Consider the following 12,635-nt stretch of genomic DNA (forward strand, 5'->3'; position numbering starts at 1 on the left):
AATCATGATCCTTCAAACCGACACACTCAGCCTGACCCTTCAGGGGAACAAGCTTCTGCATGACATCACGCTCGACGTCCGCCCCGGCGAAGTGCTTGGCGTGATCGGCCCGAATGGCGCAGGTAAAAGCACGCTCCTGCGCGTCATGGCCGGGCTGCTTCGTCCCGAGACCGGGCGTGTCCTGCTGGACGGGCAGGACCTGTTCTCCATGCCGCCCGATCAGCGCGGGCGGCATCTGGCTTATCTGCCGCAGGACGCCCCGGCCGCCATCGGCATGAGCGTGCGGGACGTTGTGACGCTCGGTCGTCTGCCCCATCGCCGCACAGCCTCGGCGGAACAGGACATAGCTGCCGTTCAGCAGGCGCTTGAGGCCGTGGGAATGCGTGCCTTCGCTGACCGCTCCTGCGCCAGTCTGTCAGGCGGCGAACACGCGCGCGTTCTGCTCGCCCGGGCGCTTGCGGTGCAGGCTCCCGTCCTGCTGGCGGATGAGCCGGTCGCAGCGCTCGATCCCGCTCAGGCCCTGATGGTCATGGAGTGGTTTAACCGGTATGCGGCGCAGGGTCAGGCCGTGGCCGTCGTCCTGCACGATCTGGCGCTTGCAGCCCGTTTCTGCACCCGGATCGCCGTGTTGTCGGAAGGTGCTCTCGTCAGCATCGGCACGCCATCAGACGTACTGACGGACGCGCTCTTCGCCGAGGTTTACGGCGTGGCGGTGCGGCGCTGTGGAGAGGTTGTCGTCCCCTGGTCGCTGGTGTCAAGAAAACGCGTGCTATAGCGCCGGGCCAGCAGCGTGCAGGTGAAAAGCTGGATCTGGTGATAGATCATGAGTGGCAGCACGATGATGCCGACCGACGCCGCCGGGAAAATGACGCTCGCCATCGGCACGCCTGACGCCAGAGACTTCTTCGATCCGCAGAACTGAAGCGCGATACAGTTTGATGTTGTCTGCCCAAGCCCCTTGCCCATCAGATGCGACAGACCCAGAACCAGCGCCAGCATGGCACTGTCGAGCAATGCGACTTCCAGAAGATGCGCGCCCGAAACACGATGCCAGATCCCCTCCACCACGGCGGAGCTGAACGCGGTATAGACTACGACGACAATAGAGCCGCGATCAGTAAACGAGATCAGGATCTTGTGTTTGCGCACGATCGGCCCGACCCATTTCTGAAGGATCTGCCCGAGTGCGAAGGGCAGCAGAAGCTCTTTGCTCACGTCGAGGATAGACCCCAGCGGGGAATGCTCCGCCCCCACATGCCCGAGCACCAGCCCGGTCAGCAGCGGCGTCATCGCGATGCCCGCAATATTAGAGACTGTCGCAGCACAGATCGCCGCCGTGACATTTCCCCTCGCAATGGAGGTCAGTGCGATGGAAGATTGCACGGTGGACGGTAGGCAGCACAGGAACAACACGCCCGACCACAGTTCCTCGCCGAACAGCGCATCAGGAAAGATCGCCCGGAACAGCAGATGAAGCCCGACCCCGAGCAGAGGAAACAGAGCGAACGTGCAGAGCAGAACGCTGCCTTGAAGTTTCCAATCCTTCACGCTGTCCACGATAGCATGACGTTCGAGCTTCGCGCCCTGAAAGAAGAACATGAAGGTGATGAGGATCGTCACGACATGCTGAAGAAGATGCTCCATCTGTCCGCGGCAGGGCAGGATGGAGGCCAGCGCAATCGCGCAGATCAGGGAAAAGAGGAAAGGGTCAAGGCGCTTCATGCCACACTATGTCCGTATTCACCCTGAACATGCAACGGTTCGGGAAATGAGGGGTTCCAAACCGTGTCGGGATTTGATCGGTGCCCCTTAGGGACATGTTTGACATCTGCTGGTATCTGGAAGGTCCTTCGGACATTTTATCTTGCCTCATCAGGTTGTTACAAAATCCTTAATTCTTACCGTGCAGATCTTTTCCAACAGACAAACCAACGATATGTTATTTTCCATCTTCGATGGAGTTACATTTCTATGGCTGGCAAGTTAGGTATTGGGATTATTACCTATAATAGAAAAGATATTCTTTTAGAGACAATCCAAAATATCTTCCGTTTTACAAAAGTACCGTTTGATTTTGTTGTGGCTGATGACGGGTCTTCTGATGGCACTCAGAAAACCCTAAAAGAGATGCGGATCACATGTGTTACCGGAGATAATAGAGGAATAGCGTGGAATAGAAATAGAGCTATTTGGTATCTTAAAAACGAAAGAAAATGTGACAATATCATCATCTTTGAAGATGACTGCAAGCCTGTAGAATTCGGGTGGGAGCAACAATGGATTGATGCGTTAGAGTCCTTTGGGCATATCAATTATATGCCTGAGATCACCATCGAAATAGACAATGATATTTCCTCCGGATCGGGAACAGCCGTCGATCCTTATATTGCGCCCATGCATCAGGCATTATGTGTGGGATATCACGCAAAAGCTCTTGATTACGTCGGGTTCTTGGATGTCAGATTTAAGAAATATGGCGAAGAGCACGTTGAACATACGCACCGGTTTCTCCGAGCAGGCTATGGAGGTCTGCCTCAATACCTTACTCCGGAACGGGGGCAGGTTTATTATCTTCGCGGCGGGCTCAGTGTTATGCCTTCCGAAAGTCATGGAGATCATGAAATTGCCAGCTATAATCAGCGTGTTCATGAAGAGATCAAAAAAGATCCCATATACCGTTCGCCCTGGAGAACGGACGAGCAAATGTTTTTATTCAGAGAAGAAATTAATTCTTCACTGAATCGCCCTTCAACAAATAACGATTTCGAAGACAAAGAATTCGATTCCATAATTTCGTTGGGAGGAGACCATCGCTCTTCCTTATTTGTGGAAAGTTTCTTTCATAAAACAGGTCCGGACCTGTTTGGACAGTTTGTTACGCCTTTTCATACACTGATATCGCTATTTGAAACGAATTTTGAGCATCTCCTTTCTACGGTATGCCTGTATGGATATTATGATGCCCTGCGATGCCGTGAAACATTATTGATTTATCATAAAAACATTAATAATATTGCAGAGCCAGCGGAAAGAGTTGGAAATTTTGTCTCCAATATAGATGATACAAGAAAAAACTATCATTCTCTAATTGAGAAGATGGACAGTGCGTGTGATGGTTCCAAAAAGGTTCTGTTCGTAAGGGACTGGCGGGACAGTTATCTGTACGCGGGAAGTCATCGTCCTGAAGGCTCTAATACAGCTGATTTTCAGCGTCTTATTAAAGCTATATCTGCCCGCTATCCTAATCTGGACTTTAAAGTCTTGTTCGTTAATTTTGGCTCTTCGGCTAAGGCCGATCCTAGAATGCTATTTTATAACACCGATGTCCCAGATATCTGCGAAGTCGAAAGAGAACAGGAAGCATGGAATCAAATGTTCAGGAATTTGAACATATCGTGCCGTATACAGGACTAAAATTTAACTGAATTTCGAAATAATAATAGTAATATATTGCCTGTATGCCGTCGCCGCAATGCGGTCGGCATACAAAGGGTTTCTTGATTCTGTGTGATAAAAGATAGTTTTTGGCAAGAATGGGCGTAATTCAACACTGCTCTTTACGAAGAGCAGTGAATGCACTCCGATCTGATGGAAAAATCAAACGATCATTGACGATCTTCTGTCGCGCTGGTTGGTGACGCGTTGTGAGCAATGAATCAACGTTGCAGAAATCATGATCCACATCCTCATGGGAAGCCTGATGATATGCCGAATTGCTCCTCCATGAGGTTTCAAAAATCTCTTCACACACTGAAAAATTGAGGAAAGTTCGCGCATTGGAGGAGTGTTAGCTATAAGGGTTTCAGTATATAAACCGCTTTTGGTTCGTAAGTTACATATACGGTAATTTCTAGTAGAGCAGGAATATAGGATGATTGTTGTTACCGGAGGAGCCGGATTTATTGGGTCTAATATCGTTGCGTCTCTTAACGAATCTGGCCAAAATAATATTGTCGTCTGCGATACTCTCGGGTCCGAAGGAAAATGGCAAACCCTTGGGCGACGAATCGTGCAAGACGTCATTCCTCCGGATGAACTGATGTCGTGGCTACAGGGCCGCACAGACATCGAAGCCATTGTTCACATGGGCGCCAATTCATCCACCCTGGCTCAGGATGGGGATGAGGTCATGAAAAGTAATTTTCGGTTCTCCCTGAAGCTGCTTGACTGGTGTACGGAGCATCAAGTCAAGCTTATTTATGCCTCATCGGCTGCGACCTACGGTGATGGCAGCCATGGCTTCGACGATGATATTTCTCTCTCGTATTTGCGCCAGCTGAGGCCTCTCAACCTTTATGGCTGGAGCAAGCATCTCTTCGATCAGGTTATCGCTACCCGTCTTGAGAACGGGGAAAAATTGCCTCCCGTCTGCATCGGACTGAAATTTTTCAATGTCTTTGGACCCAATGAGCAGTTCAAAGGTGGAATGATGAGTCTGGTCTCTAAATATTTTCCCCTCATCCGAAATGGCGAAACCGTAAACCTGTTTAAAAGCTACAAACCTGACTACAAAGATGGAGAGCAGCTTCGTGACTTCGTCTATGTCCTGGATATAACCCGCACCATCGAATGGTTACTGCAACACGCTCAGGGCGTCGCTCTTTACAATCTTGGGAGCGGCGAAGCGCGGAGCTTCCTGGATCTTATGTATGCCATTTTCGATACGCTGGGTCTGGAAAGACGGATCCGTTTTGTTGAAATGCCCGAAACAATGCGTGAGCGTTACCAGTATTATACCAAAGCTGATCAGAAGCGTCTGCGAGCAGCAGGTTATCCTGTACCGTCCACTTCTTTGGAGACAGCGGTACGTCATTGCATCGACACGTATCTCAATTCTGAAGACCCTTATCGTTAAGCTGCATTGTCCATTTTTCACTATGGAATTTAGAGTAGGATTGTCTCGCCGTGCATTCAGATGACATATTGCACTCTCATGACTGGCAGTACGGCAATGGCAGTCGTTCTCTATTCGGCATTGCAGAGCGTTGGTCTGATTTGCCTGCCTATCAGGCCTTCAACAAAAAAGTGCCTCTTGAGCGCATCTTGCTGATCAAGGCGGATGCCATAGGTGACTTCATTTTATCGCTTGATGCTATGCTTGCCATGCGTCAGGCATTTCCTAATGCACATCTGACATTAGCTTGCGGACCCTGGAATGTAGAAATTGCACGGGCGCTGGATTTCTTTGACGAAATCCATGTCGTAAATTTCTTCGAATCCCGTGCAGACATACCTAGGCCGCCTTTCTCCGTTAAGCTCCTTAATGGCCTCGAAAAGAAATTTTTCGATCTTATCGTGGATGTGCGTATCGATATCGATACACGGGTCATGTTTCCTCATCTTCAGGCAACTTATAAATGTGGCTTTGATTCAGGCTCGCATAAATTAAATCAGATGATGACCATGTGGCTCCCACATGCCATGCCTCCAGGAACAGACATGAACCTGGGCATGCATCAGACCCTTCTGATGAAAAGACTGGCTGATAGTGTTATCGGCCTGTTCCGGACCTCTCCAGATATCGGTCGACTCTTGAGGGAACGCCTTGCGCAACCTGCTGCTGTCGATTTGGGATTTGCTCAGGGGCGCATCGTTGTCGCTATAAATACTTCGTCCGGGCGTTTGGTAAAAAACTGGCCTCTGAGTCGTTATCAGTCTTTGATTTCATGGCTCTGCAACAAAATGAAAGTAGCGGTTTTTCTTTTGGGAGGGCCGGATCAGAAAGAAGATTCGGATTATCTTCTGGAAACCTGCCGAACACCTTTTCTTGCGTCGTTTATTGGTCAAACGACTTTAAGAGAATCTATGGATCTGCTGACTCGCGCTGACTTATATATCGGCAATGACACGGGCCTGACCCATATGGCGGCGAGGATGGGAGTCTCATCGGTCAGTATTTTTTCCGGCATTGATCCTACCGCTATGTGGGCACCTGTCGGGGAAGACGTTACCGTTCTGCGCGTTCCCACACCCTGTTCAAGTTGCCATATTTTGCAGCTGAAAGACTGTAACCACAATCATAGCTGTATTCTCGATATCACTCAGGAAGATGTGCGGGCGGCTGTTAGAAACAAGATTATCGCGGCCCATCGACGCCGCATGACGACCGGCGTAATAGGGGCATAAGGATTTCACATGTTTCAGATGGCAAAAAATATTCGCAGTTTTCCACGCGATGTTTTCAGCGTTCTTAAAGTTATTCTTGATAGACTGGATATACTCTCAAACAGAGTGGATGTTCTTGAGAGAAAGAAAATCATCATACCGCAGTCTCTTATCCGTGAAATGACTTCGGGTATGTCTTCCGTAAACGAGTTCTGTGATGAAACAACTCAGTTTCTGATCGAGCAGCAGCGCGATATCACTAATTTGCTGAATACCCAGAAAAAGCTGTTGGAGCAAAGCACCAATACAGAAGCTCTGGCCAGAATCATTGTACCTGCAATGGAGCAGAGTATCCCATCCATCGTTCAGGAACAGATCGACAGGTTAGCGCGCCTTTCTGAAACTCAAAATCAGAAGCTGGAGGTTTTGGAAAGTCTGGCGCGTGCCCAAGAAACAGTCTTTCCAAGCTGGAACGCGACGCCCGAAGGGTCGGAGGAGATACGCCATATTCTCCGCTTCCTTGCTCCAAGGAGAGCAAAAGACGTCGAAAAATGCCGTGTTGGACGTGATTACGATGGCGGATATGTCATGCTTGACAGTTTTCCATCGGGAAGCGTGGCAATTTCCCTAGGCATCAATGATGATGTTTCCTGGGACCTCGCTGTTGCAGAACGCGGTTGTGACGTCTTTCAGTACGACCATACTATTAGCGCATTACCGCAGTCGCATGAGCGTTTTCATTTCTACTCCCAGCGTATTACAGCCCAGGAAGAAGAGGAGGGGCGTCTCCTTCGGGATGTAATTTCGGATAACGCTATTCCTCAAAATGCCCCGATCATTCTGAAAATGGATATCGAGGGAGATGAATGGTCGGTTTTCGATACAACCTCCTTGGATATCCTCGAACGGTTCACTCAGATTGTTGTGGAATTCCATCATTGCGAGCGTCTTGCAGAGCAGGAATTCCGTGCGCGAGCAGAAAGGGTTTTTAAGAAGCTGGCAGAGAAATTTTTTGTTTTTCATGTCCACGGGAACAACTGCGGCAATCTCGTAAATGTGCAGAATATTATTCTGCCGGAATCTCTTGAGATCAGTTTTGCCCGAAAAGACCTTTATTCATCCGAAGAGACGGATGAACTTTTCCCGCAGGTTCTCGACATGCCCAATCAGGAAGGGCGTGCAGACTTCTATCTTGGCTGTTTCAGATTCTGACGGGAAATTGTATCCATGACATGTCGCATAGGTTTTTTAGGAAACTGTCAGGTACAATCCTACAGTGCTTTAACGCCCCTTATGGTCGCCGGAGCTGAAGTTGTAGCGCTGGATTATTCACGGCCTGAAACCCGTGAAGAGGCTGTTCGTGAGCGGTTTGTTGAGCAGTTGGAAGACTGCGATTATATTTTTACCCAAACAGCATCCTTTTCGATCACAAACGAAACAGCTCTGCGTGAACGTTTTGGTTCGAAAGTCAAAACAATTGCAAACTTCTATTTTCGAGGGCTTTTTCCCGATAGCTGTATGATAGGCAGCTTTGGAAATCGCCTGGATAAACCTACGGCTATTAACAGCATTGTTATTCTGGATGCCTTCCTACGGGGAGAAAGCGAAGAAAATGCTGCCCATTGTTTTAACAGGGAAAACTATAGTCGGCTTGGTCTCCTGCAGGCATGGGAGAACAGTATGGCGGAAATGTTTCGCCGTGAAGGGAGCAATAGTGTCGATGTTCCAGGCGCAGCCCTCATGGAACAGGCCTGTTTGCGCTATCCCGCATTCATCACAATGAATCACCCTTCTCTCGCCCTGATGTCAGAATATCTTGAGAAGGTTTTTCTGCATTCTGGTGTGATCTATAGAAGTATCAACCCTGTTATTATCGAAGACCCTCTGGAAGAGCATGATACAACACCGATCGATAATCTGGTTGCTGAAATGCGAAACCTACCTTATCGGGGGTCGGGCTATTGGCGCATCAATTCGTTGGGGCGTAGATTTATAAATCGTGCTGAATTGATTTCGCAGTTCTATGATACGTATAAAAATACACCACGTAGAGATCTTGTTGTTCACTCCCCAAGCGATTTGACCCAATATTATTCTAACGAAAGTAATCTACGTTTTCTTGTAGATCCGGATGCGCCTGTTATCCAGCCCCCTATGAGGGCCAGTCTGAAACGTCGGTTTTAATATTTCCATATCTTTGGTCCTGAATTAAAACCTAACCAAGGATATGAAAGCCCTTATCTAGACGCGGCACTCATAGCCAAATCCACTCACTGCGAGATACCAGTGCTCATTGCCGCGATCAGAATTCTCCACTGATCGGGCTTGGTAAACTCTATTATGGAAATGATGATGAGGCCTGATCATACACAAAACGAGGACGTTGGTTTGCCTGGAGATGTTCCAACCCTGAATGCAACACATGAGGGTCAGCAGTATGAATCCTCTATAAGGTGCGATAATCCGCAGGACAGCGTGCCGGATGAGGAAAAACAGTTTGAATGTCCCTGTTGCGTGAACCCTTGGTTTCGCTGACTGATAATCGCTCACATCAGCAGACATTCTGTGCAGAAAAACACATGAATGTTTTTCCGTTTGACAGGTTTTGGTCTGTCGGAAATCCATAACTTCAGACAGACCGGATACCTCATCAGTCCAGCCGAATGGAGGGACGGACAAAACCTTCCACCCAGTCGGAGAAAAAGGAAATCAAACCGCGATAGTATCCAAACAATTCGATTTGATGCTGTCGATACAACATAATATGCCCCAGCCTTGCCGACAGGCCGTGAGAAAAGCCACCACCCCAGACAGTCCCCCCCGGTAAGGCTGCCCAGCCGTTGTATTTACCCAACGCCACGATGGCGCCTTTGTTGTGGAAGATGCATCCTGGCACGTCCCGCCCATGCTCGATCCAGGCCGGCAGATGTCGCCCCAGATGATTGGCCTGCTGTCGCGCAACCTGTGCTGTCGCTGGTAATGGATCGTCTTCGATGAACGAGCAGTCTCCCATGGCAAAGATATTCGGATCATCTTTCGACGAAAGATTGTCATGAACCAGAATCTGCCCGGACCGGTTTAGTGGCAGGCCGCCATAAGTCTGCGTGATCTGCGGGGCTTTTACACCAGCAGCCCAGACACGAAGTTTGGCCGGAACATGTGTGCCATCCTTGAGAATGAAACCGTCCGCATCCGCGCCGGCAACACGGGCACCGGTTCTGACCGTGACGCCAATCCGCTCCAGTTCATTTTTGGCCGCTTCAGAAACTGATTCAGGGAAGGCGGGTAAAATACGCGCCCCGGACTGCAGGAGCGTGACATGCAGCTTGGGGGGGGTACGGCCGAAAGCATGCAGGCTGTAGGGATCTACAATATCAAGTGCTTTGTGCAGTTCCGCCGCAAGCTGCGTCCCTGTCGCCCCTCCGCCAACGATCGCGATATCCAGTTCCGAGGTGTTCGCGAATGCTTTGAGTAACTCCATGCGGAATTTTTCATTGAAGTGGTTGGCATCGACCAGATTGTCGATCGGCAGACAATGTTCCTTTACACCTGGTGTACCGAAATCATTAGCGCAGCTACCAATCGCCAGCACCATGGCATCATAGCGCAGGGTACGGCTATCCAGGACGAGCGTGCCATCAGACGCATAAAATGGGCTGAGAACAACCTCCTTCTTGCACCGGTCAACCGAGACAACCTCTCCGGGCCAGAATTCAAAATGATACCGGCTGGCCTGCGTGATAAAACTGACACGGTCGTTTTCGTTTAAAACCGTTCCTGCTGCAAAACAGTGCAGCATCGGTTTCCAGACATGGGAAAAACTTTTGTCGATAAGGGTAATCCGGGCTTTGCCACGCTTACCGAGGGACTTTCCCAATTGGGTTGCCAGAGAAAGTCCGGCCACACCTCCGCCAACAATCAGAATTTCAGGACGAGACGTCATTGGTTTACAAGCCTCTGTTTGCACGGCTCCTGTCAGAAAAACCATATTTGTCTGAATCAAACAGGGTTTTCTGACACACTGAAAGCTCCGGATGACGAAGTGTTATCCGCTGGCTCCAAGATTCATGCGTTTTTCTTGAGAAAGGTCCGTCAGCCAACTCCCGGCGTCATGCGTGATCAGACGCCGGGGTTAGAAGGCAATGGGAATAATTCCATCGCCCTTTTTTCATTACAGCGGAGCGTCAATATCAACGATGTTGATCAGCTTGTGATTGACGAACTCCTTGATGCCCAGACCAATCAGTTCACGACCGAAGCCGGAATTCTTGATCCCCCCGAATGGCAGGTCTGCCTTGGGAATGAGCGGATGATTGACGAACACCATGCCCGTGCGGATGCGAGATGCCACACGGGCGCCACGGGTTTCATCCTTCGTGAAAACGGCACCACCCAGCCCATAGGGGGAGTCATTTGCGATGCGCACCGCATCATCTTCATCCTTGGCACGATAAAGCTGCGTTACCGGCCCGAAAAATTCCCAGTGCCGGGCGGCGTTGTTGCTGTCCAGTCCCGTCATCAGGAGCGGCTGGAAGAAAGAGCCTTTTTCGGGCACGGGTGCCCCAATGACCTCAATCTTCGCACCATGTTCCTTGGCCTCTTTGACCTGGCGTTCCAGATCTTCCTTCGCGCCTTGGGAGCAGACGGGTGCCAGGGTTGTCGCCGGATCCATCGGGTCGCCAGCCTTCAGTTCGGCAACACCCTTCTTATATAATTCCAGGAAACGATCATAAATGGCATCAGCCACAATAAGACGCTTGGCCGAAACGCAGACCTGACCGGCATTCCAGTGACGTCCAATCACTGCAAACTTTGCTGCCTTTTCAACATCTGCATCTTCCAGAACGATGAAAGCATCTGCCCCACCCAGTTCCATCATGGATTTCTTGAGCGCCTTGCCTGCCGTGGCGGCGATGATGGTTCCTGCCCCTTCGGAGCCCGTCAGCGCAACGCCGACGACACGGGAGTCACTCAGGATCATCTCGGTATGATGACGGGCCGTGTAGAGATTACGGAAAAGTCCCGCCGGAAGACCGGCTTCCTTCATCAGTTCTTCGCAGATGGCGGCGCATTGCGGCAGGTTTGACGCATGCTTCAGAATGACCGCATTACCAGCAGACAGCTGTGGCGCAATGATGCGGACAACCTGATAAAATGGAAAATTCCACGGCTCGATCGCAAGAACAATTCCAAGCGGCTCATGCACCAGAACAGCCTTGCCTTCGGCAGAATCGGCAACTGGCAGAGATTCCGGTTTCAACAGCTCTTCGGCATATTTGGCGTAATATTCGAAGATTTCGGCGGAAAGGATAACCTCTTTCTTCGATTCCGAGAAAAGCTTGCCCATTTCCAGTGTTCCAAGACGGGCATATTTATCGACGTCACGACGCAGAATGTCAGCCGCAGCCTTCATGATTCGTGCGCGTTCGGCAAATGACGTCTCACGCCATTTTTCGTAGGCAACATTGGCCTGCGTCAGAGCCGCCTGAACCTCCGCATCTGTTGCATTTGGGAAAGTTGCCAGCACTTCGCCGGTAAAAGGATTGGTACTTGCGTAAGCCATTCTTACCTCGTGTTGCATATGTGGAAAAAGTGACGCTGAGCAGAGCAGGCCGCCGTCATACAGATGACCATCAAGTTCCAACCGATCAGGATACGAAACATACGGCTCTCTGCTGAATGGGCAGAGCACGGCATCAAGAAAACTCCCTTCTCAGGCGGTCTTTTCCATAAAATTAGACCGGTCGACTATTATTAGACCGGTCGTCTATAGAATCGAGCCAACAGGAGGCAGGGCCTCGCTGCTGGCTTCAGGTATGATCGAGAAAGCTTTTCGTCGCTACCCATGCATTATCAAATGGATGTGAGTCCCTCGTGATTTTGACCATCAGGGTTGCGCCAAGCCATTGCTGATAAAGTGCTTGTGCGAGGATATAGGAATTCATGGCGGACTGGATGGACCCATCCTCCTGGCCTGCCCGAATGATCGCCGTAATGCGCTCGACAGCCTGTTCCGTTCCTTTTTTGAGGATATGCCGCATGCGCTCGGAAAGATCGGAAACCTCGGCTCCCAGCTTAACGATCAGACATTTGTCGCCTGTTTTTCCATCGACGTGTGTTTCCCACCAGAACTGGCAGTAGGCGAGAATTTTTTCCCGGCCATTTTTCGGGGAGGCACCGAACATGACGTCCATCTTGGCCAGATAATCCGAGATATAAAGATGGAGAAGCTCTTCGCCAAACGCCTCTTTGGACTCAAAATAATGATAAAAAGAGCCTTTTGGAATCCCGGCGACCTCAATGATCTGAGAAATACCAACCGCCGAAAAACCCTGACTTCCGATCAGGGGGCGGGCCGCATCCACAATGGTGCGTCTGGCAAGCATCTGTTTGGTTGAAACGGTCATCTGTCATTCATGCGTCTGGTCGTCGGACGGGTCAATATCTTCTACGGGGTTTCGGGAAGACAGAATAATTTCAGCCGAAATCTGGCCTGATATCGGCAGACAGCCCGCCCCCCAAAAAATCAT

10 protein-coding genes are annotated in these 12,635 nt (G+C 50.0%); 6 read left to right on the forward strand and 4 right to left on the reverse strand.

All coding sequences use genetic code 11. From position 1 onward, the window contains the following. Positions 1-4 precede the first annotated feature (4 nt). On the forward strand, positions 5-775 hold the full coding sequence (locus JK213_RS03335; protein WP_194261013.1) for an ABC transporter ATP-binding protein: 771 nt from the start codon (positions 5-7) through the stop codon (positions 773-775). Here JK213_RS03335 and JK213_RS03340 read toward each other — a convergent pair. Continuing rightward, positions 700-1,722, reverse strand: coding sequence for a bile acid:sodium symporter family protein (locus JK213_RS03340; RefSeq protein ID WP_194261014.1), 1,023 nt, complete (start codon positions 1,720-1,722; stop codon positions 700-702). The two genes, JK213_RS03335 and JK213_RS03340, sit on opposite strands and share 76 nt — an antisense overlap. 249 nt (positions 1,723-1,971) lie before the next feature. Here JK213_RS03340 and JK213_RS03345 point away from each other — a divergent pair, with 249 nt between their 5' ends. The 5 genes from JK213_RS03345 (at position 1,972) to JK213_RS03365 (ending at position 8,289) form a co-directional block, all read left to right on the forward strand. Next, entirely contained in the window at positions 1,972-3,414 is a 1,443-nt protein-coding gene (locus tag JK213_RS03345; RefSeq protein ID WP_194261015.1) for a glycosyltransferase family 2 protein, read from the forward strand. A 457-nt stretch (positions 3,415-3,871) separates the two neighbouring features. Next, positions 3,872-4,855, forward strand: coding sequence for an ADP-glyceromanno-heptose 6-epimerase (gene rfaD, locus JK213_RS03350; RefSeq protein WP_194261016.1), 984 nt, complete (start codon positions 3,872-3,874; stop codon positions 4,853-4,855). Between the two features lie 50 nt (positions 4,856-4,905). Continuing rightward, positions 4,906-6,126, forward strand: coding sequence for a glycosyltransferase family 9 protein (locus JK213_RS03355; RefSeq protein WP_194261017.1), 1,221 nt, complete (start codon positions 4,906-4,908; stop codon positions 6,124-6,126). 9 nt (positions 6,127-6,135) lie between these two features. Beyond that, a complete protein-coding gene (locus tag JK213_RS03360; RefSeq protein WP_194261018.1) occupies positions 6,136-7,317 on the forward strand; it encodes an FkbM family methyltransferase in 1,182 nt (393 codons plus the stop codon). Between the two features lie 15 nt (positions 7,318-7,332). Further along, a complete protein-coding gene (locus JK213_RS03365; RefSeq protein ID WP_194261019.1) occupies positions 7,333-8,289 on the forward strand; it encodes a WcbI family polysaccharide biosynthesis putative acetyltransferase in 957 nt (318 codons plus the stop codon). A 466-nt stretch (positions 8,290-8,755) separates the two neighbouring features. Here JK213_RS03365 and JK213_RS03370 read toward each other — a convergent pair whose 3' ends face one another. The 3 genes from JK213_RS03370 to JK213_RS03380 form a co-directional block, all read right to left on the reverse strand. Next, positions 8,756-10,048, reverse strand: a complete 1,293-nt coding sequence (locus JK213_RS03370; RefSeq protein ID WP_194261020.1) for an NAD(P)/FAD-dependent oxidoreductase — start codon at positions 10,046-10,048, stop codon at positions 8,756-8,758. A gap of 228 nt (positions 10,049-10,276) precedes the next feature. Next, positions 10,277-11,668, reverse strand: a complete 1,392-nt coding sequence (locus tag JK213_RS03375; protein WP_211571278.1) for an NAD-dependent succinate-semialdehyde dehydrogenase — start codon at positions 11,666-11,668, stop codon at positions 10,277-10,279. Positions 11,669-11,915: 247 nt separating this feature from the next. Further along, complete coding sequence (locus JK213_RS03380; protein WP_194261022.1) at positions 11,916-12,512, reverse strand: TetR/AcrR family transcriptional regulator; 597 nt, start codon at positions 12,510-12,512, stop codon at positions 11,916-11,918. Positions 12,513-12,635 lie beyond the last annotated feature (123 nt).

This window comes from Gluconobacter sp. Dm-44 (assembly GCF_018256175.1).
In the GTDB taxonomy this organism is placed as follows: domain Bacteria; phylum Pseudomonadota; class Alphaproteobacteria; order Acetobacterales; family Acetobacteraceae; genus Gluconobacter; species Gluconobacter cadivus.